The organism is Leifsonia poae (assembly GCF_020009625.1).
Lineage (GTDB): Bacteria > Actinomycetota > Actinomycetes > Actinomycetales > Microbacteriaceae > Leifsonia > Leifsonia poae_A.
Window position 1 is genome coordinate 1,243,286 of the sequence record NZ_JAIHLP010000002.1, and the last position, 26,328, is coordinate 1,269,613.

Consider the following 26,328-nt stretch of genomic DNA (forward strand, 5'->3'; position numbering starts at 1 on the left):
GCGAGGGGAATGCGCGGGAGACGCGCGCGTTGTTGTAGAACGTTAACGAAAAGACACTGGAGACTGATGTCGATCCCCACCTCCGCCGGCGTCGGATTCCGATCCGAACGCGGCCCCATCCTGATCGCCCTGATGCTGACCACCGGCCTCGTCGCGATCGATTCGACGATCCTCGCCACCGCCGTGCCGTCGATCGTCGACGACCTGGGCGGGTTCGCCCAATTCCCCTGGCTGTTCTCGATCTACCTCCTCGCACAGGCCGCGTCGGTGCCGGTGTACGCGAAACTCTCCGACACGATCGGCCGCAAACCGATCGTGCTCATCGGCATCGGACTGTTCCTGGTGGGGTCGGTCCTCTGCGGTTTCGCGTGGAGCATGCCGGCGTTGATCGCCTTCCGCGCGGTGCAGGGTCTCGGCGCCGGCGCGGTGCAGCCGATGGCCGTGACCATCGCGGGCGACATCTACTCGGTGGCCGAGCGGGCCAAGGTGCAGGGCTACCTCGCCAGCGTCTGGGCCATCTCCTCGGTCGTGGGACCGACCCTGGGCGGCGTGTTCTCGCAGTTCACGTCGTGGCGGTGGATCTTCTTCGTCAACGTTCCGCTCTGCGTGCTGGCGGGCTGGATGCTCATCCGCACGTTCCACGAGTCGATCGAACGACGCAAACACCGCATCGACTACGCGGGCGCCATTCTGCTCACCCTCGGCATGAGCCTGCTGATCCTCGCCGTGCTCGAGGGCGGCCAGGCCTGGGCATGGGATTCCATGTGGAGCATCGGCGCGTTCGCCCTCGGCGGGCTGCTGCTCGTCGCGTTCGTCTTCGTGGAACGCACAGCGGCTGAACCAGTGCTCCCCCTCTGGATGTTCTCTCGGCGTCTGCTGGTGAGCACGACCCTCATCTCTCTCGGCGTCGGCGCGATCCTGATCGGCCTGACCTCGTACGTTCCGACCTACCTGGAGGGCACGATCAAGGTCACCCCGCTGGTCTCGGGGTTGGCGGTGGCCGCGCTCACCGTCGGCTGGCCGGTCTCCGCATCCCTCTCCGGGCGGTTCTACCTGCGCATCGGCTTCCGCAACACCGCCCTCCTCGGCACCTCGATCGCTATCCTCGGCGCCGTGGCGCTCGTGCTGACCTCCTCACATCCGAGCGTCGCGTTCGTGGCGATCAGTTGCTTCATCGTGGGGCTGGGGCTCGGCCTCATCGCCACGCCGACGCTCATCGCGGCGCAATCGAGCGTCGCCTGGAACGAGCGCGGGGTCGTGACCGGCACGAATATGTTCGCCCGGTCGATCGGCAGCTCCGTCGGCGTAGCGATCTTCGGCGCGATCGCCAACTCGATCATCGGCCAGTCGGCCGACGGCGTGCACGATCCGGGCACCGTTCAGGGCGCCTCCAGCGCCGTCTTCCTCGCCGTCGCCGTGGTCGCCGTGCTCACGATCGGGGCCGGCTTCGCCATGCCCCGCGCCCGCGTCGAGGATGTGGAACTCAGCCGGCCGACAGCTGCCCCGGCCGACTGACGTGCCGGGGTCAGCCTCCGCTTCCTGTGAGAACGGCAAGGAAAACGGGCGGAAATGAGCCGAAAAGATCTGGTGACGCTCAGGATCCCCCACCTAGGCTGAACGGCGGACTGCGCTTTCCGCCTCGCCCGACGCGGCCCGACTCCCGAGATCGGGGCGAGTGGAGCGTATGCAGAACGAGATCGGCGCACCCGGCGCCCAGCGAGCCCGACACCGCGCGGAAGGTCCTTCCCGCCCCCGCCCCCGTCTCACGGCGAGCTCATTCGAACGAAAACCCTCGACCGCCCGCAAAAGCGCTCTGACCGCATCCACCGCCGCGATCGCCCTCGTGGGCAGCGTGCTGTTCGCGCTCCCGGCCGAAGCCGCGACGACGACCGAACCCCTCGACTATGTGACCGCCGCCGCCGCGGGGCACCAGCAGTTGCAGGGCCTCACCGTGTCGGCATTCGTCGCGGCCGCCGCCACAGACCGAGACGACCCCGTCGCCGCCGCGCTCGCCGGGGTGATCGCCACCCAGGGCGGTCCGGCCGGAGAGCAGGCAGCGTCCGCCGTCACTGCGGCCCTGTCCACCTCCGGGCCCCGCCAGAAGATCGTCGCCACCGCGCTCACCTATCTGGGCGACCCGTACGTGCTCGGTGGCTCCACCCACAGCGGCATCGACTGTTCCGGACTCGTGATGGTCTCGTACGCTCAAGTGGGCATCACGCTCGGGCACCTCGTGCATTTGCAGGACGACGCCGGCGTTCGCATCAGCGAGGCTCAGGCGAAGCCCGGCGATCTCGTGGTGTTCGACGACGAAGAACACATCGCCATCTATCTCGGCGGCGGCGTGCTCATCCAGGCCCCCGATGTGGGTCGCCCGGTCGAGATCACGACGGTCTGGCAGGGAGTGCCGCACCACTTCACGCGCATCCTGCCCTGAGACGCTATTCGCAGCCGATGCCGTCCCCGTCACGGTCGAGACCGTAGATGTCACTGCCGATCACCCGAACCGGCCCGCGGACGTAGGCGGGCCCGTTTCCGCTGCCGCCCGCGCAGTCCACATCGCTCGCGACCGGCACGCACGCCCCGGAGTAGTTGGGGTCGCATCCGGATGCCGCTGCGGGCGGCGCCGGCGGAGGAGGTGGCGGGGCCTGACGTGTCCCGACCGTCGTCACCTGATCGACGGGAGGCGTCGTCACCGCCTCCGACACGAGTTCGCGCGCGGTCTCGACCCCGTCGGTGTATGTCACCCGGAACGTCTTCGTCGTCACACCGTTCACCCCGGGGGTGCTCACCGAACTCACGCCCGCGTCCGTCGCAGGGTCGTTGACGCTCCTCGCCTGGAACGGGATGGCCGCAGCCTCGGTTTCGGTCCTGACCTCGACGACGGGGGTCGGCGTCGGGCTGGCCGCCGGCACCGAGGCCAACGGCGAGCCGGGCACGACCTGGGCCACCGCCAGGCGACGTCTCCCGGTGGAACCTCAGGCGTCTCAAAGGATTCTCCCCCTACGATCGTCTGAGTACTGTCAAACCGTCGATGGGATGAAGCCGAATGGCAACAGGTAGGGGTGCCTCCGGGCCCGGCAAACGCGACCGCCGAGAGGAAGCCCGCGAGCACGCGCGCCAGATGCGCGAGGAGGCAGCCAAGAAGGCCAAGCGTCGCAAATTCGTGGTGCAGGGATCCGTCATCGTGGCGGTGCTGGCCGTCGTCGCGATCGTCGGCGTGTTCATCTTCAACGGTGTGACAGCCAGCAACAATGTGGCGAACCCGAAGAACATGCTCAGCGGGGGCATCCTGCTGAACTCCGCCGACCAGGCGGTGCTCACCCCGGCGATCGCCAAGGGTGCGGCCGCGACGCCGACGACGCAGAAACTCGACGGCAAGACCGCGCACATCACGATCTACGTCGATTACCAGTGCCCGATCTGCGACCAGTTCGAGACGGCCAACGCCGCCCAGATGAAGCAGTGGATGGCCGACGGCCAGGCCACCCTCGAGATCCACCCGGTGGCCATCCTCGACAGCGCGAACAACAAGAAGTACTCCACCCGTTCCGCGGCCGCGGCGGCCTGTGTGGCCAACTACGACCCGAACAAGTACTTCGACATCAACAGCGCGTTTTTCGCGAACCAGCCCGACGAGACGACAGGAACAGGACTCACCAACGCGGAGATCCTGAAGCTGTTCAAGAACGCGGGGGTCAGTTCGTCGGCGATCACGAAATGCGTGAACGATCAGGACTTCGCGGCTTTCATCACCAATCAGACCAACACCGTGGTCAAAGACCCTAAACTCGCCAACCCGAGCTCAGGCGGCTTCGGCACGCCGACGGTCTTCGTCAACGGCCAGCGCTACGCGGGGAGCGTGAGCGACGCCACCCAGTTCGCCACCTTCGTCGGCACTGCGGTTCAGGAAGCGGGCACCGGCTCCACGTCGACCCCCAGCCCGACACCCAGCAAGTAGCGAGCGAGCGAGCAGTTCCGTCGAAGGCGGCCGGTCTTGTGCCGGCCGCCTTCTGCGTGCGCCCGGCGGGGTGTAGCGTGCGCTGCAGATCAGGTGACGAACGGAGCCGACCATGACCGAGCGCATCCCGGACGATGGCGTGGACGACGACCGGATCGGCGACGCCGACGCCGGGGACACGGCCGGTTGGGTGGACCCGGCCGACGGCGATGTCGACTACGCCCTCAACGACCCGATCGCCGAGGCCGACTTCGCCGACGACCTTGTGACCACCGACGCCGTCGCAGGCGAGACGGTCTGGCCTGACGACGAAGACGGCCCGCTCGACGACGGGTCAGACGACGGGTCCGACGACGGGTCCAACCACGAGTCCGACGAAGCCCGCCCGGTGCTCGACGAGCACGGGCGCGGCGAACGCGGCGACATCTAGACCAGCGGTCTACGGCGTCGAGCCGGCGCCGACGAGCGCGTTCTCGATCGCCGTCGCGAGCACCTGCTGGCCGTCGGCCGTCGGATGTACATCGTCTCCCTGCATCAGACTCGGCTGGCCGAAGAGCGGCTGGCCGATTTCGAGGTTGCGCCCCTGCACGCCCGCGACGGCGGACACCGTATCCGCGTCGATGGTCAGGAGCTGAGGCGGAACGCTCTTGTCGTTCCAGACCGGGCTGACGGCGATGATCTCGGCGTTCGGCAGGTCGGCACGCAGGCGGTCGACGGTCGCCGTGGTGGCTGTCGTGATGGCCGAATCGGCCACACCCAGGTCATTGCTGCTGCCCGAGAGCAGCACGATCGCGGGGTGCAGTTTCGCCGCTGCTGTCACCTGGTCGTCAAAAGTGTCGCCATTGTCGCCGACGGTCACGAAACCCGAGCCGTCGCTGGCCAGATTCGTGAGACGCCAGCCGTTCTCCTCCGCGAGCAGCGCCGGCCAGGCCTGACTCGGCTCCAGCCCGTGCCCTTCCATGATCGAGTCCCCGATCGCGACGACGACGGGACCGTTGGCGGCGGCGACCGTCGTGCGCTCCACGATGGTGGGATGCGCGGAAGCGGCGGAGACCGCGCCGGCCGCGACCGAGACCACGATGATCGCGGCACCGGCGACGACGGCACCGACCTTGAGGTTGCGGAAGAACGTCACGCCGGTAGGCTACGACGCGACTCTATGCGCCGGCTATGACCCGCCCCAGAACATCCCACGACCCCGACACGGGGCGCAGACGGTACGCTACTGGCCTGACGGCGACGAGACGTGGATCGACGTCACCCTTCGCTGCCGCGGCCGGCCAGGAACTCGTCGAGCTCGGCCAGGGTGGGGTACGACGCCTGCGCGCCCTCGCCTGTCGCGGCGTACGCGCCGACGGCTGCGGCGAACCGGGCGGCGACGGCCAGCGTGTCTCCGGCGGCGAGGCGCACAGCGAGGGCACCCATGAACGCGTCACCGCATCCTGTTGTGTCGACGGCCCGCACCCGAAACGCCTCGACCGCCGTGAACACGCCCTCGTCGAAGACCGAGCTCCCCGCCGAGCCGCGCGTCACAACGGCGCGCGTGATGCCGTGCTCGGCCAACGCTCGCACGACTGCCGCCGGCTCTGTGGTCTCGACGTCGACGCCGAGCAGCTGCGAAGCCTCGTGCTCGTTGAGCAGCAGCACGTCGGTGGCCGCGAGCAGCTCCGGCGGAACGGTCGCGAACGGCGAGAGGTTCAGCAGCACAGCGGCGCCGGCATCGTTCGCCCGGCGAGCCGCCGCTGTCACGACGGCGAGATCGATCTCGAGGCACAGCCCGAGCACGGCGCGTTCGTCGAAAGCATCGCTGGCAGCGACCTCGGCCACGGTGAGCACATCGTTGGCGCCCGGGCTGATCACGATGGTGTTCTCTCCGGCGGCGCTCACGGTGATCATGGCCGTTCCGGTCGCCACCCCTGGAACGCGGTTCAGGCGGGAGGTGTCGACACCGGCAGCATCGAGCGACCGGCTCAGCAGTTCCCCGTTCGCGTCGTCGCCGACCGCGCCGACCATCGCCACCCGCCCGCCGAGCAGCGCGGCGGACGCCGCCTGATTCGCCCCTTTCCCGCCCGGCAGAGTGGAGAGTGCCGATCCCCGAACGGTCTCCCCGGCTGGGGGAACCGTTCGGTCCGCACAACGAGGTCGGCATTGAGCGAGCCGACGATGATGATTCCGTCCCGTGTCATGGAACCCATCTTCTCAGGCTCGGGCCTCCGCCGTGGTCGGCCTCGGGATGAGGAAGGAGATCGCCAGCGCGACGATCGTGATCGCGGCGCCCAGCAGCATCCCGCTGCTGTAGCCCGTGGTCGACGAGCTACCGGCCGGCGAGAGGGTGATCTGCAGAGCCGGGAGGACGGCGAAGCTGAGACCGGCGCCCAGGTTGAAGGCGCCGGCGTTCAGGCCGGGCAGGAATCCGGGGTTGTCGGCCGGCGACAGCACGATGCCGAGGCCGTTCAACATGATGTTGACGATGCCGGCATAGGTGATGCCGATGAGCACGGTCGCCACGATCAGCACCGGAAGCGAGTGCACGCCGACGAACGCCATGATGAGGGTGGCCACAATGGTGCCGATCAGCCCCACCCGCAAGACCGTGCGGTAGCCGAGCGTCGGAGCGAGCCGGCCCGAGAACGGTCCGACGATCCAGCCCACGATCGCGTACGGGGTCAGGAAGGCCAGCGACGCCAGATCGGGCTCCATCCCGAAGCCGGCAGTGCCGTTCTGCGCGAGCGAGGTGACGAGGCCGTTGACGACCGCGAACACACCCGTCATCGTGAGCAGCGTGGTCAGCAGGAGCGCCCAGGTGCTGCGCTGCCGCAGATACTTCGGCGGAACCAGGGGTTCGGAGATGCGCTTCTCGAGCAGCCAGAACACGACGAAGGCGGCCAGCGAGACCAGGATGCCGAGCACCACCAGCGTCCAGTTGGCGGCCGCCAGCTTGCCGGCCTCGTTCAGAGCGGTCAGCAGAGCGCCGATCGAGACGACGAGCGGCAGGACACCCCACCAGTCCATCCGGGTTCCCGCGGAGGGCTTCGATTCGACTCCCCAGACCAGCACGAGGACGACGGCGACCGCCGAAACCGCGGCAATCACCCAGAAGACCGAGCGGAAGCCGAACGCCGTGGCGAGCCAGCCGCCGGCGATCGCGTCGATGCCGGCGATACCACCGTTCACGGCGGTGAGCAGCCCCATCGCGGCGCCGTACTTCTTCGGGTCGGAGATCTCAGCGCGCAGCATGAGCAGACACACGGGGACGACCGGGCCGGAGACGCCCTGGATGGCCCGGCCGATGTAGAGCATCGGCAGGTTGAGCGCGAGCGCCGACACGATGCTGCCGACGATCATGACGATGAGCATCACGGCGAGGATGCGCTTGCGCCCGACGATATCGCTGAGGCGCGGCAGGAAGAGGGAGAACAGGGCGGCGAGGGTGAAGAACATCGTCTGCGAAAGGCCGACGGAGGCGTCGTCGGTGTGCAGTTCGCGCGCGATCGTGACCAGCACCGGACTGAGCATGCTGGCGTTGAGCTGGAAGGCGACACAGGCCGCCAGGAGGGCGGCGGTCAGCGCGCCCAGACGAACCTTGGACCCGGGGGCGGTGACGACGCTCATGCGGCGACCTCGCCGATGCGCTCGAGTGCGTCGACGATGAGCGCCCAGAACCGCTCGTGGTCGAGCTCGGTGGCTGCCCAGGTCGTGCAGTCGTCGGGGGCGGGCGCGCGGAAATCGGCGACGGTCATGCCGAGGGTCACGGTGCCGGTGAGCTCGATGTCGATCGGCACCTTGACAGTGCGCACGACGCTCGGATCGATCACATACGCCACGGCGCACGGGTCGTGAACGGGCGGCGAGTCGAACCCCTGAGCCTCCTTGTATGTCTGCCCGAAGAACTCGAGGAGCTCCCCCACGAACCGGGCGGGAGCGGTGCCGACCTCGGCGATCCGCCGCGCCACCTCGGGCGTCGCGAGAGCCTGGTGGGTGAGATCGAGTCCGACCATCACCACCGGCCAGCTCTCGTTGAAGACGATGTGCGCCGCCTCCGGATCGATCTTGATGTTGAACTCGGCCACGGCGCTCCAGTTGCCGACGTGGTAGCCGCCTCCCATGAGCACGACCTCTTTCACACGCTCCGCGATGCGCGGCTCTTTGCGCACAGCGAGGGCGATGTTGGTGAGGCCGCCGGTCGGGACGAGCGTGACGGTGCCGGGCTCATGCGCCATGATCGTCTCGATGATGAGGTCGACCGCGTGCCGTCCATCGACAGTGAGCGTCGGATCGGGCAGCACGGGGCCGTCCATGCCGGACTCGCCGTGGATGTCCGGGGCGGTCTCGATGCTCCGCACCAGCGGACGCGTGGCGCCGGCGGCGATCGGAATCCCGGTCATCCCGGCGATCTGCGCGACCGCGAGCGCATTGCGGGTGACTTTCGGCAGGGTCTGATTGCCGACGACGGTCGTGACCGCCAGCAGTTCGATATCGGGGTTGCCGTGCGCCAACAGCATGGCGATGGCGTCGTCGTGCCCCGGATCGCAGTCCAGGATGATCTTCTTGCCCATGAGGCTCCACTTCGTCGGGGGCGGCCTCCCGAAGGGGCCGGAGAGAGTTAAGCGCTTAATGCATATCACGTCAAGCGCTTGACGTGAAATCGGGAGGCGCATCCGGCCCGCTAGCATCGACTCATGAACCGCAGCCCCCGCGTCACCGCCGCCATGGTGGCCGAGCGGGCCGGCCTTTCCGTCGCCACGGTCTCCCTGGTGCTCAACAGCAAGACCGACGGGCGCGTCTCCGCTGCCAACATCGCCCGCGTGCAGACGGCCGTCGCCGAGCTCGGCTACGTCGTCGACCAGGGCGCCAGCGCCCTCGCCCGCGGCCGGAGCGATCTCGTCATCCTCATCGCACCCGACCTCTCCAATCCGTTCTTCGGATCGGTCATCCGCGGCATCAAAGCAGAGCTCGGGTCTCGCTTCCAGCTGGTCCTCTCGGTGACCGAGAGCGGCGTCCAGCCCTCGGCGGGCGATCTGCGGAGGTTCGCCGGTCTGCGTCCGGCCGGGCTCCTCGTCGACGCTCCCTCCGACGCGTTCCTCGCCGATCTCAGCGGAGACGAACCTCTCGTGCTGCTCGACGCCCCCGGCCTCGAAGAGTCGGTGGCCGCCGTCAACTACGACATGCACCAGGCCATCGCCGACCTCGTCGACCATCTGGCCGAACGCGGCCACCGCACGATCGCCTACCTGGACAGCACCACCGGAACCACGACCTTCCATCTGCGTCGCCGCCGCGTTCTCGACCGCGCCGCCACCCACGGCATGACCGTGGTGACACCGGGCGCCGCCCGTAGCATCATCGATATGCAGGCCGCGGCATATGCCTTCCGGGATGCGTGGCCCCTGCTGGAATCGAGCGGCGTCACAGCGGTCGTCTGCGCGACAGACACCCACGCGTACGGCGTTCTGGAGGCAGCGCGGACCCTCGGTCTCGCGGTGCCGCACTCGCTGGCGGTCACCGGCTTCGACGACCTGCCATACTCCCGTGTCACGTCGCCGGCCCTGACCACCGTGCGCCTGCCGGGTGAGCCCCTCGGACACGCCGCCGCGAAACGGCTCGTGCGAATGATCGACGAGACCGAACCGGCAGAGGGGCAACCGAACCTGGTCGCGACCTTCGTCGCACGGGAGTCGACCGGCGCAATCGGATGATGCTGGCCGGTCAGACGCCCGAGGTTCTCAGTCGTCGGTCCGCTCGACCGACGCCGCGACAGCGGTGACGCTGCGCTGCAGAAAGGCCACGATCGCCGTGGCCGGCATCTCGGTCTCGAGCGCGCCCTCCACGAGCGCCTCTTCGGCGAACGCGACCCACGACCGCAGGGCGATCCGCAGCAGCGGCGAGTCGGGCATCCCCAGCTCGAGGAAGACCGCGATCAGCCGTTCCGCCTGCACCGCGCGCGCCTGATCGACGACTTCGCGCACTTCGGGCGCACCGCTGGCGACGCCTCGGACGAGCGAATAGAAGGTTCCCCGATGCTCGCGCACGAACAGCACGATCCTGGTCAGGGTGTCACGAAGGCGGTCGAGCGGCGCCAGATAGGCGATGGGTTCCGTGGCCCGCAGCATGCTGTCTCGTGCCGTTCGAACGACCTCCCGGTGGAGCCCGTTCTTCGACCCGAAATAGTGGAACAGCAGCGCGCGCGAGACGCCGGCCCGCTCCGAAAGTCCTTCGATCGTGAGAGTGTCCAGCGGATGGTCGACCAGCGTGGCGACGCCGAGCGACACCAGCTGGGCGCGACGGTCTTCGGGGGTGAGCCGAGTGCGCCGCTCCGTGTGCATGGTGCGAGCCTATCCGCGCATCCACCCGGCATTCTATTGACATCTCGTCAATAGCGATTATGCTCCTCGTGCGGGAAGAACCACCCCCATACGGGGGTGCTCTCGCGAACGAACCCACGATCAAGGAGGATCTGTGAAGTTCCGAACCCTCACCGGCACCCACACCGGGCGCATCGTTCTCGCCGCCGTTCCCGTGGCCGTCGTGTCGAGCCTCCTGATGGCGGGCGTCGCCAACGGGGCGGTGCCCGTCTCGTTCGCCGTTTCGGGCAGCCAGTTCCAGATCAGCGCCTCCCAGCTCGATGGCACGGGCTTCTCTCAATACGCGGGCGTCGCACCGGACACCGCGGGCAAGCAGCATCAGGTCGCCATCGCGAACATCGCTTCGGCAAACCTCTCCGACCTCTGCCAATCCGTGACCACCGACACCCCACTCGGTAAAGTGGGTCTGCTCATCACTGCCGGCGGCGGCGGAAAGCCGGCCTCCGCCACCGACCTCCAGATCGGGATGACCGACCTCAAGGGCGACTCGACCTTCGGTCACATCCGTATCGGGGTCGACGCCTCCACGGTGAACACCAAAGAGAAGGGCTCGGCCGGCGACTTCGCACAAGACGCCGACACGGTCACGATCACGGGCCTGCAGCAGACCGCCTGGAGCACGCAAGCCTCGGTCTTCACCCTCACCGGCATGCATGTGCAATTGACCGACGGTTCCAAGGGGTGCTTCTAGACCATGGGCGCGACCCAGACACGCCGGCAGGCGTTCGCGGCCTGGAGCCGGCGACGACCGTTCGTCGGCGGACTGCTCACGGCGCTCGCGGGGGTGGAGATGTTCTTCTCCGGCCAGCTCGACATCGGCAACATCCACGTTCAGCTCGGCATCGAGGGCCTCCAGGCCACGATCATCCCGGTGCTACTGGTCGTGCTCGGAATCCAGGCGATCGCAATGCCGACGCACCACATCTTCTACGGTGTGATCGCTCTCGTCATCGCGGTCTATTCGCTCGTCGGCGTGAACCTCGGCGGGTTCCTCGTGGGGATGCTGCTGGGCGCGGTGGGCGGCATCCTCACTGTGGCCTGGCTGCCGAAGAATCGGGAAGCGGCCGACTCAGCGGCCGGCTCCGCGACGACCGGCGAACCTGTCGAGACCTCCGTTCCCGCTTCGCTCCCCCGGCGGCGATCCTGAACGGCGCCGAACGCGGCCGCCGTCGGGCGACGGCGACGATCACCGCCCTCCTCCTCGTGGCGCTGAGCGGACTCGGCGCCACCCCGGCGCGCGCGCCGACCGGCCTGTGCATCCCGATCCTGATGCCGTGCGGGTCGACTCCGCCGAAGCCGACCCCGCCGCCCGCACCGAGCCCAGCGGCCCCCACACCACCCAAGCCCGGCTCCCCTGCGCGCCCGACCCCCGGTGGCGGCACGACGAATCCGACACCCGGCCCGACCACCGCCCCCGCGCCCGCCGCACCGGATCGTCCCGCCCCCACTTTCACCCTGCCGGCGGCGCAGCTCACGGGCTCGTCGATCTCGTTCTCCGGCCTGCAGTCGGTGAGCCTCGTCACGGTGCCCCTGGCGGACGGGTCGACAGCGCCGGTGCTCAAGCTCGCGGCCGACGAGATCACCATCGACGACTTCCACCTCACCGTTCGCAAGTCGACCGGCCCGATGCTCGTCACAGACTCCGGGCGCATGGAGCTCCACGGCCACGTCCAGGTCTATGTCGACTCGGTCACCGCCACCCTGCTCAACGGAAGCCCTCTCACGCTGGGCGCGTCAACACCACCGCCGGACGGCCTCCTCCCGCCGGCTCTGCTGCGGGTCGATCTCGGGCTCGTCGGCGTCACTGCGGACTCGATCTCGCTGATCCCCTCGCATCAGCAGTTGAAGTAGCGCCCCATCACAGTCCCGAGCGCATCCGTTCGGCGCCCCGGCGTGTGCGCTCGATGATCGCGGTGCGCTGGTGCCGCAGCCGGACGGCCACAGCGCGACGCTCGGCGCGCGCGAACGCGCCTCCGCGGCGATCCTGGATGAGCGCCGCCACACGCGCGGTGGCCTGCGACAGCAGCGGGATGGTGTGAATCGTCATGAGCACACCCTGCACGGGCTCCCACCCGCTCCGCCCGCCGATTGGAGATTCCCGTCAATCCACGGGGCCGGGGCGTCGGCCGCTTGGGATGATGGGTGCCATGAGCGTGACGATCGATGTGACCGGCGTGACCCCGGAGCACTACCTATTCGCGCCATCCCCGCTGGCCGAGCTCAGCGCAGCGGTGCACCTGCTCGTGGAGCCGGCACACCATCCCGGGCAGAACGGCTGGGTGACGTCGGTCACCGAGTCGGTCGAACCGCAACTCATCGACCGGTTGCTCGACGCCGACTTCCTCTGGCGCACCTCCCGCGCCGATATGCTCCTTCCGGCCCACCCCGCCGCGACGCTCGCCGAAGAACTGGACGCGATCGACCGGCTCGACGACGAGACCTGGGTGTCGGCCGCCCTGATCACCAGCAGTTGCGGCACCGTTCCGGTGCACCGCGGGCTCGGCTCGCCGCTGACCGACCCGGCCGCCAGAGACCTTGCCCGCGACCGCGCGCGCTCCCGCGGGCCGCGGCAGACCGGGTTCGTCGATTTCGTGCTCGGCGACCCGCCCCGGGCACGCTCACTGGTCCGCCGGCTCCTCGAGGACTGCGACCGGGCGTTCTTCGCCGAGGCCTGGGCATCCGTGGTCACCCGACTCACGGCCGATGCCCGTGTCAAACGAGACATCCTGGCGACGTCCGGCCTCGAGCGCACGCTCTCGGCAATGTCCTCCGCCGTCACGCTGAGCCCCGTCGGTTCCCGCATCGTGGTCGACAAACTCCTCGACAACAGCACGACGGCGACGGGTGACGGTGTCACATTCCTGCCGAGTGCGTTCGGCAGCCCGCACCTGCTCGTCGTGCACGCACCCGGCTGGCGGCCGGTCATCCAGTACCCGGTCACCGGTGACGGCTCCCCACACCGGTGATCTCGCTGGACGACCTGCAGAAGCGCCTGCACGCCCTCGACAACCCGGTGCGACTCCGGCTCGCCCGGAGCCTCATCCGCGGCCCGCACACGACGAGCGATCTGGCCGAAGCCTGGGGGCTGAGCGCGCCCGACGTCTCGCACCACCTCTCCGTGCTCAAGGCAGCGGGCATCGTCGCGACGAACCGCCGCGGCCGCTACGTGGTCTACCGCCTCGACCTGCCCACCGTCGCCGGCCTCGGCCGCGACCTGATCGCCTCCCTGCTGCGCTGAGACAGTCGTTTGAATGGAGCGCGTGACGGTGGATTTTGGGCAGTTTCCGCGCGGCTAGGACGACGGTTGGCATCCGCCGTTCGACGCGGTACGTCTCCAGGCGCTGCTCGGCGGCCGGGCAGGGGTGAGCGATGACCCGGGCATCCCGGTCGCTCTCTGGTGACGGCTCGCCGTCAGCCGTTCGGGAGCAGCACGGTGCGCTGTCCGGCGTCCGAGACGTCGGCCCATACCCGTTCCACCTCGGCCAGCGGCACCGGACGGGCGTCTACCACGAACGCTCCCGCGGTGATTGCGCGGACGAGTTCCGGCAGTTCGGCCAGAAAGTCGCGCGCTGCGACCGAACCCTGCCCGCTGCCCACGATCTGGAGACGGGCGGCCCGGAGCGCGGCCGAGGGAATGGCGGCGGCCGGCCCAGCCACTGAACCGACCTCGATCCAGCTGAGCGGCTTGCCGCGATCGGCCCGGCCGGTGATGACGGACACCATTGCCGCAGCGGTGGGGGCTCCCCAGAGGTAGTCGATGACCACATCGACGTCTGCCGCCGCCCGGCCGAGGTTCTCGGCCACCGCATCCGGGTCGCCGTCGAGCTGCACCGTCGCCGTGGCACCGAGCGCGGGAAGCGCCGCGAGCCGGGCGGCGTTTCGACCGGCCGCCACGATCTGCGCGGCGCCGAGCGCTTTCGCCACGTGCAGCGCCATCCGTCCGGCGTTTCCTGTGGCGCCCAGCACGAGCACACTCTGCCCTGCCTGGAAGGAGATGCGCCGACGCAACGCCACCCATGACGACATGGCCGGGTTCATCGCGGCGGCGACGGCGACCGGGTCACTGCCCTCCGGCAGCACGATGCTTCGACGCGGATCGATGAGCGTCTGCTCCGCCATGGCGCCGAGGGTGGTGTCCGGGAGGATGAAGTACCGCAGCAGGCCGTCGGCCCCGCGGCCGACCCCGTCGATACCGGGAACAAGCGGAAGCTCGTCGGTGCTGGTGTAGTGGGAGCCGTCGGCTTGCGAGCGCACGCGCGGGTGCAGACCGGCCGCGATCACGTCGACGAGCAATTCGCCTGCGCCGGCCTCGGGGGTGGGAAATTCTTGGTATCGCGGCGCGGAATCGAACGACGTGACGACGGCTGCGTACATGACGAGCTCCTCAATTAGTTTGTAATACGCACTAAAGTAGTGCGTAATACAAACAGAATCAACGAGGCTGAACGAATGGTGAACACCGCATCCGACACCCCAACGCCAAAGCGCGACGCGATGATCGACGCCCTGGTGCAGACCTCGTATCGCACGATGGCCGCACTGACCCGGGTGGGCGCTGAGTTCGACCTGTCCCTCACCCAGCTGCGACTTCTCGGCATCCTGCAGGACCGCCGGCTGAGGATGACCGAACTCGCCGACTACCTCGGGCTGGACAAGTCGACCATGACCGGTCTCGTCACCCGCGCCGAGAAGCGGGGGCTGCTCGTGCGCTTTCCCCATCCGACGGACGGCCGTGCGGTCGCCATCGGCATGACTCCCGAAGGCCTACGCCTCGGGGAGAAGGTTTACAGCCGCCTCGCCGAGGCACTGTCGCCGTCGGTCGATGCGCTCACGCGCGCCGACCGACGGCGACTGCAGACCCTGCTGGAACGCATGCTCGGCCAGCCCTGAGCCGCGCGGCGCATCCTCACCCTTTGACCGCGCCCGCAGCCATCCCCGCCACCAGGTTGCGCTGCACGATCAGGAAGAAGATCACCACCGGGAGGGCGAACAGGACCGAGGCTGCGATCAGTCCGCCGTAGTCGGTGCCCGAGTTGGTGCTGAATGAGACGAGCCAGATGGGCAGCGTGTACCGGCCCTGGTCCTTCATCATCACGTAGGCGACGATGTAGTCGTTCCACGCCGTGATGAACGCGAACACGCTGGTTGCGATCATCCCGGGCACGAGCAGCGGGAACAGGATACTGCGGAGGATGCGCACGGTTCCCGCACCGTCGATCATGGCCGCCTCCTCCACCTCTTTCGGGATCATCACGAAGAAGCCGCGCAGCGTCCAGATCGTGAACGGCAGCACCGACGCGGTGTAAGCCAGCCCGAGCCCGACGAAGCTGTCGAGCATGTTCAGGCTCTTCATCGCCAGGAAGAGCGGGATGAGGAGTGCAGCGCTCGGGATCATCTGCACCGCGAGCATGCAGACCAGGATCGCCCGGCGCCCGCGGAACCGGAATCGGGAGACCGCCGCGGCCGCCAGGAAGCCGAGACCGATCGACAGCACGACGACCCCGAGCACTACGACGACGCTGTTGGCGAGCGAAACCAGGAACCCCGGTTTGGTCAGCGCTGTGACGAAGTTGTCGAGCGAGGCGGGGATCGGCAGGAAGGCCGGGGTCGAGTTCATGATCGAGCCGCCGGGTTTGAAGGACGTGTTCAGCATCCAATAGATCGGAAAGATCCAGACGACGATGAACACGACGACGATGATCCGGGCGGCCGTCGACGAGCCGCGCCGCCTACGACGGGAGCCGGTGTCGGACGCGCTCACAGGTCATCCCCCGATCGCACGAGGCGTCTCATGTAGAAGGTGGTGAGGATCATCAGGATGACCGTCGTCACCACAGCGATCGCGGCCCCCTGACCGAACGCGTTGCTGCTGAACGCCTTCTGGAACGCCCAGACGCCGAGCGTGGTCGTGCCGCCGTCGGGGCCGCCCGAGGTGAGAATCCAGATCTGGTTGAAGACGTTGAAATCCCAGATGATCGACAGGATGGCGACGAGTTGCAGCACCGGTGCGAGAACCGGGAGGGTGACGAGCCGGTACCGCTGCCAGGCCGACGCGCCGTCCAGCATGGCAGCCTCGTAGTATTCGGCGGGGATCTGCGACCGGCCCGCGTAGATCGTCAGCGCGACGAACGGCACGGCCTGCCAGACCACCAGCATCCCGATCAGGAGGAAGGCCTGGAACTGGTCTTGAACCCAGCTGTGCGAGGTGAGATCGCCGAAGACCCTCAGCTGAGTGAGCAGCCAGTTCACCACGCCGTACAACGGCTGGAACAGCCACTGCCACAACAGGGTCGACGCGACGGTCGGCAGCGCCCACGCCAAGATGAGCACAAGGCCCAACGCCGTGCGCAGGCCTTTCCCGATCTGCATCATCAGCTCGGCCAGCAGCAGGCCGATCGCCAGCGTCGCGACGACGAGTGCCACCGTGAACGCCACGGTGCGGGCGAACACCGGCACGAAGCTCGCGTCGGTGAAGATCGCGACGTAGTTCTCGACGCCGTTCCACTGCGCGATCCCGGTGAACAGCGCCTGCAGCCCGTAGTCCTGGAACGACAGGAGGACGAGCCAGACCAGCGGGTAGCCGAGCACGAGAAGCAGTACAACGCCGGCGGGAAGGAAGAGAACCAAAGGGAGGGGCACCCGGCGACGACGCCGGCGGGGAACCGCAGGGGTCGTCGCCGGCCGGCGGTGCGCCAGCGCGGGGGATGCGCTCATCGCACGATCACTTCGTCGCGTTCAGCGCGTCGTTCAGGTGCGCATCCATGGCGGAGGCGGCATCCTTCACCGATTTGTTCCCCGAGGCGATGGCGCCGAAGAAGTCGCCGATGGACGCGTCGGACTCGATGGTCGCCCACCCTGGCACGGCCGGAGTGGGGACGCTCCGCTTCCCCGCCTCGAAGAACGTCTTCTGCTCTGGGGTCGCCGACCCGATCGCTTTGTCGACGAGCTGGGTCGAGATCGGCTCCCAGCCGTCGCGCCCGACCATGTTCTTCAGCTGCACGGTGTCGCTCGTGACGGTCTTCAGGTAGCGCAGGGCGAGGTCGCGATTCGGGCTCTTGGCCGCGATGCCCATCACCGAGCCGCCGAGGAAGACCGGCTGGTTCGCGCCCGGCTTGTTCTGGCTGGGCAGCGGGAACGTACCGATCTCGATCGACGGGTTCGCTTTGCGGATGATGGCCAGATGCGCCGTCGTGGTGAGGATGGTCGCCGCTTTCCCGCTCGCGAAGATCGAGTCCTGGTCGGGCGCATCGGTCGAGACCGAGCGGGAGGCGACGGTCGAGTAGGCGTTCTGGAACGCCTTCCACTGCTCCAACCCTTTCTGGGAGGCCGGCGAAGACAGCTCGGCGGTGGACTTCCCTCCCGAGGTGGAGGCGAGACCGCCGCCGGCATCCCAAACGAACTGAAGTGCGCCGTACCAGTACTTTCCGGGGAAGTAGAAGGCGCTGAAATCGGGCGCATTGTTCGCCGCCTTGACCTTGTCGAGGCCGGCGATGAGCTCGTCGTACGTCGTCGGAGCATCGGTGACGCCGGCGGCGGACCAGAGCGCCTTGTTGTAGGCCACGGCCCGGTTGCCGGCGTAGAGGGGCGCGGCGTAGAGCTTGCCGTCGAACGTGGCCGGGCCGGCAAGCCCGGGAAGCCAGTTCTGCCCGCGGGTGAGGGAGGCCTTGTCTCCGCTCACGTCGGCGAGGGCACCGTTCGCGGTGAAGAGCGGAGCATCCGTGTTGCCGATCTCGACGAGGTCGGGCGGATTGCTCTGGGAGAGCGCGGTGCTCAGTTTCGTGTTGATGTTCGCCCACTGCTGCACTTCTACTTTGACCTTGGCTCCCGTCTCCTTCTCGAAGCGAGCCGTGATGTCGTCGGTGGTGCCGGAACTGAGGCCGCCGGTCATGTACCAGACCGTGAGGGTCTTCTTGCCGTCCGCCGGCGTCGAGGGGCCTGAGCAGGCGACGAGGGCGAGGGTCGCGGCGGCGGCGATGACGCCGGCGAGGACACGTTTTGTCTTCATGTGGTGTTTCCTGTTCTGTTCTTCGAGTGTTCCGGAGTGGGTTGCGCTACCGGGTGAGGGGGATCTCGTGCCCCTGTTGGGCTGATTCGTAGATGGCGGCGAGGATGCGCGTGAGCTCCAGGCCGTGTTCGGCCGTCGCCTCCGGTGCGGCCTCGCCTCGGGCGGCAGCGACGAAGTGCGCGACCTCGTTCGCGAACGCGGTGTCGAGGTCGAACGTCGTCGATTCGAGTTGCGGGTGCACGTGCAGAACGGTGTCGTTCTGCTCAGTGATGAGGGTCAGCTCGGGTTCGAGCTCGGCGCCCCCGCGGTCGCCGTAGAGGCGGACCGAGGTCTCGTCACGCCCGTGAAGCGAGTACGAGGTGTCGACGAACAGCGCGGCGCCGTTCGCGAACCGCACGTGGGCGCCGGCATAGTCTTCGACGGTGGTGGCCGGCGGATTCGCCGTGGCGGCCCGGTAGCGCGATGGACGATCGATGTTGTGCCGGGCGCCCAGCCTCGAGAACGTCGACCCGCTGACCGTCACTGCGCGTGGCGCGCCCATCAGCCACCAGCAGAGGTCGATCAGGTGCACGCCGAGATCGATGAGCGGACCGCCTCCCGAGACCGACCTGTCGGAGAACCATCCTCCGGGGTTGCCGGCAGCGCGCAGGAGGCTCGCCTTCGCCAGGTAGATCTCGCCAAGGTCGCCCGCGTCGATGAACCGTTTGAGCAGGAGTGCGTTTGGCGAGAAACGGCGCACATATCCGACCTGCAGCACCTTTCCGCTCTCGCGACTCGCGGCGACGAGAGCCTCGGCGTCGGCGACGGTGATGGCCATCGGCTTCTCGACGAGAACATGCTTGCCCGCGGCCAGGGCGGCGAGGGCGATCGGCGCGTGCTGGTCGTTGGGAACGCAGACGCTGACCGCATCGATGTCGGGGTCGGCGAGCAGTTCGGCGGCCGTGCCGCAGCTGTGCTCGACCCCGAAGCGCGTTCGCGCCGCCTCCGCGCGGTCGCGATCGAGGTCGCAGACGGCGACGACCTCCGCGTCGGCACAGCGCTGGTAGGCCTTCAGGTGCTCCGTCGCGATCGTGCCGAGGCCGATGACGCCGATTCTCGTGATGGCGGCCACGGCTCAGCTCCCTTCCCAGATGCGACGCACGTTCTCGAGGCCGACCGTGTTCGCGGTGCGGCATTCTTCGAGCCCCTCGAACTCGATCGACATCCGGCCGTCGTAGTCAGCGGCCCGGACGATGCCGAGCAGGCGTTCGAGGTCGAGATCGCCGTGGCCGGCGATCGTGCCGAGCAGGTAGTGCCCGCCCCGCGTCTCCAGCCACGCCCCACCGGGACGATTGCGTCTGATGTGGAAGTCCTTCACATGCACGATGGAGGCCGCGCCGATCAACTCGGCGACCGCCTTCTCCGGAGCCTCGCCCACGCAGAGCGTGTTGCCGAGATCGAGTGTGAGGCCGAAGTTCGGCCGGTCGACGCGGGCGATCAGGCTCCGGATGCGGTCGCTGCCGTTCAGAAAGTAGCCGTGGTTCTCGACAGTGCTGACCATGCCGAGCGTCTCCGCGTGATCGGCGACCGCCCGGCATGCCGGAACGATGGCGTCGAACACGCGCTCGTACTCGCGCTGGTCGCTCTCGCGCCACGCCCACGGAGTGACGTCGTGGCGGAAGAGGGGCACACCCAGTGCGTGCGCCGTGTCCAGGTGTCGCCGGAGACGGTCGATTTCTGCGTCCGGGTCGTCGAGGAGGTTCCCACCGACGAGATAGTTGGCGAGTTCGACTCCGCGTTCCGCCGCGTGGTTCGCGATCTCCTGCACGCGTGTCGTGTCGTTGAGCAGGGACTCATCGGGAAGGGCGAGCTCGAGATGGTCGGCGCCGGCGGCGGCCGCCTGGTCGATGACATCTCTGAGTGTCATCTCCCCGCTCTCGAGATGGGAGGCGAAGTTGTAGGAGCTGAGTCCTAGACGCATCGGTTCGTGTTCCTTTCAGGCGTCGGGGTGGGGCGGTGGATGCTCGAGCAGGCGGTCCCACGGTGTGGGATAGCCGTCGATGCCATAGAGGGACGACGACTGAGCGTCGAACGCGGTGCCGAGAGCCCCGAGCACGGTCGCGTCGAGGGGCAGGCGGCTGGGGATGATCGGCGGCAGCTCCGGGATCATCAGCAGACGGTGGACCGCCGCGCGGAGCGGACCGAGGAAGAGCTCCCCCGCGCGCGACATCCCGCCGCCGATGACCACGACGGTCGGGTCGACGGTGAGCAGGATCGCCGCGATCCGTTCGGCGATCTGGTCGCAGAATTCGGAGATCTCCGAGCTCGCGACGTCGTCGCCCTGCTCTGCCCGAGAGAACAGTTCGGCGCTCGTGGGGGCCGAGCGCCAGATCAGCTGACCACGTTCCGAGTTGGCGGCCCACTTCATCCCACGCAGGCTGCCCAGTTCGCCGGCGAGCCGATGCGCACCCTGTCGGATCGCGCCTTCGATGACGAGGGCGAGCGAGACGCGGTTGCCGATCTGCAGGTAGACGAGGTCGCTGACGCCGCGGCCGGCCCCGAGTTTGTGTTCGGCCAACGCGGCGAGTTTGATGTCGTTCTCGAGCATGACCGGGCACCCCAGTTCCGCGCTCAGCCGCGCCGCGGCCGGATGACCGACCCAGTCGGGAATGGCCAGGCTGGCGGAGACGCCCTCGGCGCCGATGATTCCCGGAACCGCGACGCAGACCGAGCGGAGACGTTCGGTGGGGACACCTCCGGCGACGCAGACCGCCTCGACGCGCTCGACCACTCCCCGAAGTTGCGATACGACCGATCCGCCGAGGTCGACCGGACCGTCGAAACGCCCGACCTGCCGTCCGCTCAGGTCGGCGACGATCACCCGGATCCCGTGCGGCCCGACGTCTACCCCGGCCACATGCGCTGCTGCCCCGATGAACTCGAATTCGCGAGCCGGACGCCCCGAGCCGATGTTGCGGGGGTCGATCTGTTCGACCACGGATTCCGCGACCAGCTCGGCGAGCACCGCTCCGACGGTCGGGCGGGAGAGCCCGGTGCCGAGCGAGATCGCGCCGACCGTTCGCGGTCCCGGTGCGCTGCTCAGGAAGCGCAGACAGAGGACTTTGTTCGCGGCACGCTCGACCGCCGCCCCTGTCTGTGTACCGATTCGCACGACTTTCCTCCGCTTGTATCTCAAATACTCTTTCTTAAATACCTCTAGCAAACAATAAAGAGTGTTACAGACCACAAGAGATCGGTCAAGGCTTCCCTCGGGCGATAACGGAAGATGGCCGATCGTCGGCAGCCGGGGCCGCCGCGAGATCGCTCGGGAAATGCAAAAAAAGGGCCACCCCGTCATCACGACGGAATGGCCCTGCCGATGCCCGAAGACACCGGACGCGCTCAGCTGAGCAGGTCTTCGACCGAGCGCCCGGCGAAGTTCGGGATGCACAGACCGGTGAGGACCAGTGGCTGCCAGCGGAGCGCCTCCGGCATCCACTCCGTGCCGAAGACGACCGCGGCCGCCGCGCCTGCCAGAGCCGGAAGAGCGGCTGCGTTGCGCGGCTGCGCGAGCGCACCGAGCAACAGCTCGTCCGCCGTCGAAGCCGAGGCGATGTGCGCGAGCAGGAAGCCGAGTGTCTCCGGCGCGGCGATCGGATAGCTGTAGATCCAGTCACCGACCTCAACGCTGAGGCGACGTGCCCGGTCGAGCGCACCCCGCGACTCCGCAGCGACCGCCAGAGAGGTCTCGGCGACCCGTCGACTCCAGCTTCCGGCCGGCAGGCTGTCGACGGCACGCGCGACCGCATCGGCCGGTGCAGCGCCGTCGAGGAGCGCGATGAAGAGCACCGCCGTGGCCCGCGCGCACCACAGACCGTCCTGCGAGTGGGTGATCTGGGCATCCGCGACCGCGGCGTCGACGGCGGATGCCGCGTCGACGGCATACTCCCCCACGGCGGCCAGAGCACGGACCATGGCGATGTCGTCGAAGTAGTGCGGATTGTCTTGGCCCGACTGCGGTGGCCGCAGACCGTTCCGCAGGTTGGTCAGGGCGATTCGCGTGCCGATCCGCGACCGGATGGGCGGGTCGAGTTGCGCGAGCTCCGTCCACGCCTCGGTCCGCGCCTCCGACTGCCCGGAACGACGGAACGCACGATGCTGCAGCGCCGAGAACGTGAACCACTCGAGACCGTCGCCGGGCCCCGGGTGCAGCGCAGCGGGCGGCGTCGCATGCGCGAACGGACGCGGCACCACGGTGGTGCGGGTCTCGTCGGCGATGCCGAGCAGGATGCGCAAACGGTTGACCCGCTTCGGCGGAAGCGAGTAGATGCGGAAGTCCGCGTTCACGGCGGAGGCGGCCTCCCCCGCGGCGAGGCCCCGGGCGAGCAGCTCGGTCACGGTCGTCGGTTCGGTGCGGGTCATCGGTCGGTGCTTTCGATCAGGCGGACGAGGTCGTCGGCCGCGTCGAGGGGGTGGATGCCGGCGACCGAGCGGATGCAGGAGCCTTCGACGGGTCGTAGGCCCGCCAGCCAGTCGGCGGGGAACGATTCGGCCCCCGAGATCGCGCCGGCGATGCAGCCGGCGATGGCCGCCGTGGTGTCGGCATCCCGGCCCATGTTCACCGCGAACAGCATCGACTCGGCGAAGGAGCCTTTGCCCTGGAGCACCGCCGCCATCGCCAGGCCAACCGCCTCCGGGGCGAGATCCGCCCAGAAGTAGTCGACGACGGCGAGACGATCGTGGAGGGCGACGGCGAGTTCGTCGGCGCCGAGGCCGAGCTCGACAAGGGCCCGGGCGTCGCGCAGATTGCGCGCCGTCCACGAGTCTTCGGGGATGGCGTCGAGACCTGCCGCGAAGCAGGCGCCGGCGTCGGCGCCGGTCATCGCTGTGGTGACGGCGACAGCGACAGCGATGCCCGCGAGAATGCCTTCGCCGGCGTGACTGACCACGCCGTCTTCGGTGGCCAGGCGCGTGGCCAGCGCCACGTCGCCGTTCGCCACGATGCCGAGCGGGGCGACGCGCATGGCGAGGCCATCGCTCCACGAGTGGATGTGGTCACCCGTCAGGGGTGGGCGGATGCCGCGGCGGAGGTTGTCGATGGCCGCCATCTCGCTGAACCCGCCCCCTTTGAAGTCGTCGGCCTGGGGCAGCACATCGTCGATCCAGGTCTGCGCGAAGTCTTCCCGGGTCGCCCCGATGCCGACGCGGTGCACCGTCTTCGCCGTGAGCAGGGCGTATTCGGTGTCGTCGCTTCCGGCGGGCTCCGCTTCGAGGTAGCCCTCCACGCGTCCGTAGCGTTCCTGGATCTGGGTGGCGGAGAGCCCTTCGACGGGGCGGCCGACGGCGTCGCCGATGGCGAGGCCGGCGATCGAGCCGCGGGCCCGATCTCGGAGGGTGGGGGCGGGGGTGTCAGGCATGAATGAGGCCCTTCTCGGTGCGGTCGGTGCGGTCGGTTCGGTCGAATCGGGTGGGGAGGTGGACGCGGGCTGCGGAGTGGGACACTCCCGGCCTCACGAGCGGCGGGCGAGCGCGGAGGTGCGGGCGGCGAGATCGTCTATCGCGACACCGTTCATTCCCGGCAGACTCGTCGCGATTCGGTTGCGCAGCGGCGCCGTCCAACGGTCCGGGACACCTGCGCGGCCGCGGAGCGCTCCGATCACCGAGCCGACGGTGGCGCCGGCCGAGTCGGTGTCCCAGCCGGGCAGCACGGCGGCCGGGGCCGCGACATCGAAATCTCCGCCGCTCTTGGCGAGCGCGTAGGCGATCACAGCGGCGTTGTTGACCGTGTGCACCCAGTGCAGGTCGCCGAACTCGCGGTGGAGGTCGTCCAGTTCTTCCTCGAGCGTCAGCCCGGCCCGTCCGATCGCGGCGCCGTGCCGCACGGCACGGGCCAGGTCGCTGCCGTCGGGCACGACCGACAGGGCGGCGTCGAGCACCTCGTCGACCGTGTCGCAGACGAGCGCAGCCGAGGTCAGCGCCGCCGCCCACAGCTCACCCCAGACACCGTTGCCGGTGTGGCTGAGGCGAGCGTCGACCCAGGCCATCCTGGCCGCCTCGCGGAGGTCGCCCGGGTTGACCCAGCCGTAGACATCGCCCCGGATGAGCGCCCCGATCCACTCCCGGAACGGGTTGCGGATGCTCGCGCACACGTCGGGCTCGTTGCCGTCGAGGAGGTTGCGGTAGGCGATGCGCTCCGCCGTGAACACGCGACCGGCGGGCAGGCTGGTCAGCCACAGCTGGGCGACGTCGTCGGTGGTGAACCCTCGGCCCTTCGTCTCCACGAGCAGCAGACCCAGGATCGGGTAGTTGAGGTCGTCGTCCTCCGGCATCCCGTCGATGTTCTCGACGAGAGAGGTCGGCGCCGACGCCTTGTTCCACGGCCAGGCCTCAGCGACCTCCGGCGCGAGCCCCTGGGCGGTGAAGTAGTCGGTGAGCGGCCAGCGTCCGGTGGAGCGGAGGATGGCCTCGATACCCTCGCGAGGGGTCTTCTCCACGGGCTTGCCGAGCAGACAGGCCGCTGCGCGCCCGAGCCAGGCAGCATGGATGCGATCGTCCAGGTCGGCGCCGGGTCTCGGCAATTCGACCGGCTCGGGCAGCAGGCGTTGCACGTCTTCCCAGGTGGAAGAGGACGCGGGTGCTCCCGGAAGCGCGTCGAGGCGGTCGAGCAACGTCCGCGCAAGCGCGCGCAGTTCCTCCGGGGCTCGCTCAGGGGATGCCCCGCCGCGCGGCGGGACGGTCGTCCCTCCGGCCGCCGCCCACTCGGCGGCGATGGCCGTGACGTCGCGCCCTTCCGCACGGGACTGCACCAGCTCGTGCGGAACCAGATCCTCCGGCTGCGCCCAGGTGAGCCTCATCCGCGCGCCCCCGTCGCCGCGCCGAGCCCCTCGATGAGCGCGATGTCGAGCCGTGCCCGGTCGACGTCGGCCTGCAGGATCTCTTCCGCGACATCGGCGAGACGGTCCGCGTACACCCCGAAATCGATCCGACTCGCCTCGGCGATCACGTCGAGCCACTCGGTCGCCACCGCATCCCAGCCGCCGAGGCCGCCGGCCAGGGAGCCGACCATGCTCGCGATGGAATCCGAGTCGCGGCCGTAGTTCACGGCCGCCAGGATGGACGCGCGCAGATCGCCGTCATAGGCGACGAGCAGTCCGAGCGCGATCGGCAGCTCCTCGATCGACTTGGTCCGCGATGGGAGTCGCGCATCCATATTGGGCTCGCGATAGGCGTCGCCGACCGTGTCGAACGGGCGGATCGCCTCCCGGAGCGCGGCCCCGATCTCGTCGTCGGTCGCCGTTTCGGGCAGGGCCCGGGCTGCGGTGACCACCGCTTCCACCGCCGCTTTCGACCCGTCGTGCGCATAGCGCAGCGCGGCGTCGATCACCGAGGAGACGGTGGCGCCCGGCGCCACCGACTCGGCCACGGCGGCCGCGAAGATGCCGGCCGCCTCCCGCCCGTAGCTCGCCTGGTGCGCACCGGCGATGTCGATCGCCTCGGTGTACGCACGGCGCGGATTGCCGGCGTTCACGATGCCGACCGGCGCCATGTACATCGCAGCACCGCAGTTGATCACATTGCCGACACCGGCCTCCCGGGGGTCCGCGTGACCGTACTGCAGGCGCATGACGAGCCACTTCTCGGCGAGGAACACCCGCTGGAGCAGGATCGACTCCCGCTCCAGCTCGGGAACCCAGCGCACCTCGGTCTGCAGGAGCGGAACGAGCGTCTCGGCGATCGCGAAGGCATCCAGATGGTCGCGGTGCTTCGCATACACCTGGATGAGGGCCTGGGTCATCAGGGTGTCATCCGTGATGTGCCCATCGCCCTTGTGGTACGGGCTCACCGGTCGGGCGGTCTGCCAGTCGGCGTGGTACGGCGGCACGATGCCCGTGATCCGACCGCCGTAGCGCTCCTTGATCGCCTCGGCGCTGAACCCTTCGGCCGCACCACCGAGGGCGTCCCCGATGGCCGATCCGGCCAGTACCGCTGCTGTGCGTTCGCGCAGCCAGTTCATGTCACTC

Annotated in this window: 29 protein-coding genes; 11 read left to right on the forward strand and 18 right to left on the reverse strand. The window is 68.7% G+C overall.

Annotated features, from left to right (window positions below; translation table 11 throughout):
- Positions 1–66: 66 nt before the first annotated feature.
- Positions 67–1,515, forward strand: coding sequence for an MDR family MFS transporter (locus tag K5L49_RS06575; protein ID WP_223691331.1), 1,449 nt, complete (start codon positions 67–69; stop codon positions 1,513–1,515).
- Between the two features lie 169 nt (positions 1,516–1,684).
- On the forward strand, positions 1,685–2,437 hold the full coding sequence (locus tag K5L49_RS20400; RefSeq protein ID WP_308116526.1) for a C40 family peptidase: 753 nt from the start codon (positions 1,685–1,687) through the stop codon (positions 2,435–2,437).
- Between the two features lie 4 nt (positions 2,438–2,441).
- Here K5L49_RS20400 and K5L49_RS06585 read toward each other — a convergent pair whose 3' ends face one another.
- Positions 2,442–2,951: a G5 domain-containing protein gene (locus tag K5L49_RS06585; protein WP_223691332.1), complete on the reverse strand. Its 510-nt coding sequence runs from the start codon at positions 2,949–2,951 to the stop codon at positions 2,442–2,444.
- A 98-nt stretch (positions 2,952–3,049) separates the two neighbouring features.
- On the opposite strand from K5L49_RS06585, the gene K5L49_RS06590 reads away from it, so the two are divergent.
- Entirely contained in the window at positions 3,050–3,961 is a 912-nt protein-coding gene (locus tag K5L49_RS06590) for a DsbA family protein (RefSeq protein WP_223691333.1), read from the forward strand.
- A gap of 112 nt (positions 3,962–4,073) precedes the next feature.
- Entirely contained in the window at positions 4,074–4,391 is a 318-nt protein-coding gene (locus K5L49_RS06595) for a hypothetical protein (protein WP_223691334.1), read from the forward strand.
- Positions 4,392–4,400: 9 nt separating this feature from the next.
- Here K5L49_RS06595 and K5L49_RS06600 read toward each other — a convergent pair whose 3' ends face one another.
- The 4 genes from K5L49_RS06600 to uriH form a co-directional block, all read right to left on the reverse strand.
- Positions 4,401–5,096, reverse strand: coding sequence for an SGNH/GDSL hydrolase family protein (locus K5L49_RS06600; RefSeq protein ID WP_223691335.1), 696 nt, complete (start codon positions 5,094–5,096; stop codon positions 4,401–4,403).
- A gap of 122 nt (positions 5,097–5,218) precedes the next feature.
- A complete protein-coding gene (locus K5L49_RS06605) occupies positions 5,219–6,037 on the reverse strand; it encodes a ribokinase (RefSeq protein WP_308116575.1) in 819 nt (272 codons plus the stop codon).
- 123 nt (positions 6,038–6,160) lie between these two features.
- Complete coding sequence (gene uriT, locus K5L49_RS06610) at positions 6,161–7,573, reverse strand: uridine transporter UriT (protein WP_223691336.1); 1,413 nt, start codon at positions 7,571–7,573, stop codon at positions 6,161–6,163.
- Positions 7,570–8,517: a uridine-preferring nucleoside hydrolase UriH gene (gene uriH / locus K5L49_RS06615; protein WP_223691338.1), complete on the reverse strand. Its 948-nt coding sequence runs from the start codon at positions 8,515–8,517 to the stop codon at positions 7,570–7,572. Before uriH ends, uriT begins: the two co-directional genes overlap by 4 nt.
- 123 nt (positions 8,518–8,640) lie before the next feature.
- Between uriH and K5L49_RS06620 the strand changes: the two genes are divergently transcribed.
- Positions 8,641–9,657 (forward strand): LacI family DNA-binding transcriptional regulator, encoded by a 1,017-nt coding sequence (locus K5L49_RS06620; RefSeq protein WP_223691339.1) that lies wholly within the window; start codon positions 8,641–8,643, stop codon positions 9,655–9,657.
- Positions 9,658–9,684: 27 nt separating this feature from the next.
- On the opposite strand, the gene K5L49_RS06625 is transcribed toward K5L49_RS06620, so the two are convergent.
- Complete coding sequence (locus K5L49_RS06625) at positions 9,685–10,284, reverse strand: TetR/AcrR family transcriptional regulator (RefSeq protein ID WP_223691341.1); 600 nt, start codon at positions 10,282–10,284, stop codon at positions 9,685–9,687.
- A gap of 133 nt (positions 10,285–10,417) precedes the next feature.
- Here K5L49_RS06625 and K5L49_RS06630 point away from each other — a divergent pair, with 133 nt between their 5' ends.
- Genes K5L49_RS06630 through K5L49_RS06640 form a run of 3 tightly spaced genes read left to right on the forward strand, consistent with a single transcriptional unit; the run spans position 10,418 to position 12,174 of the window.
- Complete coding sequence (locus tag K5L49_RS06630) at positions 10,418–11,014, forward strand: DUF6230 family protein (protein ID WP_223691342.1); 597 nt, start codon at positions 10,418–10,420, stop codon at positions 11,012–11,014.
- 3 nt (positions 11,015–11,017) lie between these two features.
- The gene (locus K5L49_RS06635; RefSeq protein WP_223691344.1) at positions 11,018–11,470 is read left to right on the forward strand and encodes a DUF6114 domain-containing protein; all 453 of its coding nucleotides are present in this window, start codon (positions 11,018–11,020) and stop codon (positions 11,468–11,470) included.
- A 56-nt stretch (positions 11,471–11,526) separates the two neighbouring features.
- Complete coding sequence (locus K5L49_RS06640) at positions 11,527–12,174, forward strand: hypothetical protein (RefSeq protein ID WP_223691345.1); 648 nt, start codon at positions 11,527–11,529, stop codon at positions 12,172–12,174.
- 7 nt (positions 12,175–12,181) lie between these two features.
- On the opposite strand, the gene K5L49_RS06645 is transcribed toward K5L49_RS06640, so the two are convergent.
- Positions 12,182–12,370 carry a hypothetical protein gene (locus K5L49_RS06645; protein ID WP_223691347.1) on the reverse strand — a complete coding sequence of 63 codons (189 nt, stop codon included), beginning with the start codon at positions 12,368–12,370 and terminating at the stop codon, positions 12,182–12,184.
- 100 nt (positions 12,371–12,470) lie between these two features.
- Between K5L49_RS06645 and K5L49_RS06650 the strand changes: the two genes are divergently transcribed.
- Entirely contained in the window at positions 12,471–13,289 is an 819-nt protein-coding gene (locus K5L49_RS06650) for a DUF5937 family protein (protein WP_223691349.1), read from the forward strand.
- A complete protein-coding gene (locus K5L49_RS06655; RefSeq protein WP_223691350.1) occupies positions 13,286–13,561 on the forward strand; it encodes an ArsR/SmtB family transcription factor in 276 nt (91 codons plus the stop codon). Before K5L49_RS06650 ends, K5L49_RS06655 begins: the two co-directional genes overlap by 4 nt.
- A 173-nt stretch (positions 13,562–13,734) precedes the next feature.
- Here the strand turns inward: K5L49_RS06655 and K5L49_RS06660 are convergent, their stop codons facing one another.
- On the reverse strand, positions 13,735–14,697 hold the full coding sequence (locus K5L49_RS06660; RefSeq protein ID WP_223691351.1) for a quinone oxidoreductase family protein: 963 nt from the start codon (positions 14,695–14,697) through the stop codon (positions 13,735–13,737).
- Between the two features lie 75 nt (positions 14,698–14,772).
- On the opposite strand from K5L49_RS06660, the gene K5L49_RS06665 reads away from it, so the two are divergent.
- On the forward strand, positions 14,773–15,213 hold the full coding sequence (locus K5L49_RS06665; RefSeq protein ID WP_223691352.1) for a MarR family winged helix-turn-helix transcriptional regulator: 441 nt from the start codon (positions 14,773–14,775) through the stop codon (positions 15,211–15,213).
- Positions 15,214–15,229: 16 nt separating this feature from the next.
- On the opposite strand, the gene K5L49_RS06670 is transcribed toward K5L49_RS06665, so the two are convergent.
- The 10 genes from K5L49_RS06670 to K5L49_RS06715 form a co-directional block, all read right to left on the reverse strand.
- Positions 15,230–16,084 carry a carbohydrate ABC transporter permease gene (locus tag K5L49_RS06670; RefSeq protein WP_223691353.1) on the reverse strand — a complete coding sequence of 285 codons (855 nt, stop codon included), beginning with the start codon at positions 16,082–16,084 and terminating at the stop codon, positions 15,230–15,232.
- Positions 16,081–17,037, reverse strand: a complete 957-nt coding sequence (locus K5L49_RS06675) for a carbohydrate ABC transporter permease (RefSeq protein ID WP_223691354.1) — start codon at positions 17,035–17,037, stop codon at positions 16,081–16,083. The genes K5L49_RS06670 and K5L49_RS06675 overlap by 4 nt, the downstream gene beginning before the upstream one ends.
- A 7-nt stretch (positions 17,038–17,044) precedes the next feature.
- A complete protein-coding gene (locus tag K5L49_RS06680) occupies positions 17,045–18,328 on the reverse strand; it encodes an extracellular solute-binding protein (RefSeq protein WP_223691355.1) in 1,284 nt (427 codons plus the stop codon).
- A gap of 46 nt (positions 18,329–18,374) precedes the next feature.
- Positions 18,375–19,439, reverse strand: a complete 1,065-nt coding sequence (locus tag K5L49_RS06685; protein WP_223691357.1) for a Gfo/Idh/MocA family protein — start codon at positions 19,437–19,439, stop codon at positions 18,375–18,377.
- Positions 19,440–19,442: 3 nt separating this feature from the next.
- Positions 19,443–20,234, reverse strand: a complete 792-nt coding sequence (locus K5L49_RS06690) for a sugar phosphate isomerase/epimerase family protein (RefSeq protein ID WP_223691359.1) — start codon at positions 20,232–20,234, stop codon at positions 19,443–19,445.
- Between the two features lie 69 nt (positions 20,235–20,303).
- Complete coding sequence (locus K5L49_RS06695; RefSeq protein ID WP_223691361.1) at positions 20,304–21,479, reverse strand: ROK family transcriptional regulator; 1,176 nt, start codon at positions 21,477–21,479, stop codon at positions 20,304–20,306.
- Between the two features lie 230 nt (positions 21,480–21,709).
- Positions 21,710–22,729, reverse strand: a complete 1,020-nt coding sequence (locus tag K5L49_RS06700; RefSeq protein WP_223691363.1) for an ADP-ribosylglycohydrolase family protein — start codon at positions 22,727–22,729, stop codon at positions 21,710–21,712.
- Entirely contained in the window at positions 22,726–23,724 is a 999-nt protein-coding gene (locus tag K5L49_RS06705; RefSeq protein WP_223691365.1) for an ADP-ribosylglycohydrolase family protein, read from the reverse strand. The genes K5L49_RS06700 and K5L49_RS06705 overlap by 4 nt, the downstream gene beginning before the upstream one ends.
- A 93-nt stretch (positions 23,725–23,817) precedes the next feature.
- Positions 23,818–25,161 (reverse strand): ADP-ribosylglycohydrolase family protein, encoded by a 1,344-nt coding sequence (locus tag K5L49_RS06710; protein WP_223691367.1) that lies wholly within the window; start codon positions 25,159–25,161, stop codon positions 23,818–23,820.
- Entirely contained in the window at positions 25,158–26,321 is a 1,164-nt protein-coding gene (locus K5L49_RS06715; RefSeq protein ID WP_223691369.1) for an ADP-ribosylglycohydrolase family protein, read from the reverse strand. The genes K5L49_RS06710 and K5L49_RS06715 overlap by 4 nt, the downstream gene beginning before the upstream one ends.
- Between the last annotated feature and the right edge of the window lie 7 nt (positions 26,322–26,328).

What these genes read in the sequence shown, in the direction of transcription:
- K5L49_RS06575 (WP_223691331.1), top strand. Translation starts at nt 67, where the DNA reads ATGTCGATCCCCACCTCCGCCGGCGTCGGATTCCGATCCGAACGCGGC.
- K5L49_RS20400 (WP_308116526.1), top strand. Translation starts at nt 1,685, where the DNA reads ATGCAGAACGAGATCGGCGCACCCGGCGCCCAGCGAGCCCGACACCGC.
- K5L49_RS06590 (WP_223691333.1), top strand. Translation starts at nt 3,050, where the DNA reads ATGGCAACAGGTAGGGGTGCCTCCGGGCCCGGCAAACGCGACCGCCGA.
- K5L49_RS06595 (WP_223691334.1), top strand. Translation starts at nt 4,074, where the DNA reads ATGACCGAGCGCATCCCGGACGATGGCGTGGACGACGACCGGATCGGC.
- uriT (WP_223691336.1), bottom strand. Translation starts at nt 7,573, where the DNA reads ATGAGCGTCGTCACCGCCCCCGGGTCCAAGGTTCGTCTGGGCGCGCTG.
- uriH (WP_223691338.1), bottom strand. Translation starts at nt 8,517, where the DNA reads ATGGGCAAGAAGATCATCCTGGACTGCGATCCGGGGCACGACGACGCC.
- K5L49_RS06620 (WP_223691339.1), top strand. Translation starts at nt 8,641, where the DNA reads ATGAACCGCAGCCCCCGCGTCACCGCCGCCATGGTGGCCGAGCGGGCC.
- K5L49_RS06625 (WP_223691341.1), bottom strand. Translation starts at nt 10,284, where the DNA reads ATGCACACGGAGCGGCGCACTCGGCTCACCCCCGAAGACCGTCGCGCC.
- K5L49_RS06635 (WP_223691344.1), top strand. Translation starts at nt 11,018, where the DNA reads ATGGGCGCGACCCAGACACGCCGGCAGGCGTTCGCGGCCTGGAGCCGG.
- K5L49_RS06645 (WP_223691347.1), bottom strand. Translation starts at nt 12,370, where the DNA reads ATGACGATTCACACCATCCCGCTGCTGTCGCAGGCCACCGCGCGTGTG.
- K5L49_RS06650 (WP_223691349.1), top strand. Translation starts at nt 12,471, where the DNA reads ATGAGCGTGACGATCGATGTGACCGGCGTGACCCCGGAGCACTACCTA.
- K5L49_RS06660 (WP_223691351.1), bottom strand. Translation starts at nt 14,697, where the DNA reads ATGTACGCAGCCGTCGTCACGTCGTTCGATTCCGCGCCGCGATACCAA.
- K5L49_RS06665 (WP_223691352.1), top strand. Translation starts at nt 14,773, where the DNA reads ATGGTGAACACCGCATCCGACACCCCAACGCCAAAGCGCGACGCGATG.
- K5L49_RS06675 (WP_223691354.1), bottom strand. Translation starts at nt 17,037, where the DNA reads ATGAGCGCATCCCCCGCGCTGGCGCACCGCCGGCCGGCGACGACCCCT.
- K5L49_RS06680 (WP_223691355.1), bottom strand. Translation starts at nt 18,328, where the DNA reads ATGAAGACAAAACGTGTCCTCGCCGGCGTCATCGCCGCCGCCGCGACC.
- K5L49_RS06690 (WP_223691359.1), bottom strand. Translation starts at nt 20,234, where the DNA reads ATGACACTCAGAGATGTCATCGACCAGGCGGCCGCCGCCGGCGCCGAC.
- K5L49_RS06700 (WP_223691363.1), bottom strand. Translation starts at nt 22,729, where the DNA reads ATGACCCGCACCGAACCGACGACCGTGACCGAGCTGCTCGCCCGGGGC.
- K5L49_RS06705 (WP_223691365.1), bottom strand. Translation starts at nt 23,724, where the DNA reads ATGCCTGACACCCCCGCCCCCACCCTCCGAGATCGGGCCCGCGGCTCG.
- K5L49_RS06710 (WP_223691367.1), bottom strand. Translation starts at nt 25,161, where the DNA reads ATGAGGCTCACCTGGGCGCAGCCGGAGGATCTGGTTCCGCACGAGCTG.
- K5L49_RS06715 (WP_223691369.1), bottom strand. Translation starts at nt 26,321, where the DNA reads ATGAACTGGCTGCGCGAACGCACAGCAGCGGTACTGGCCGGATCGGCC.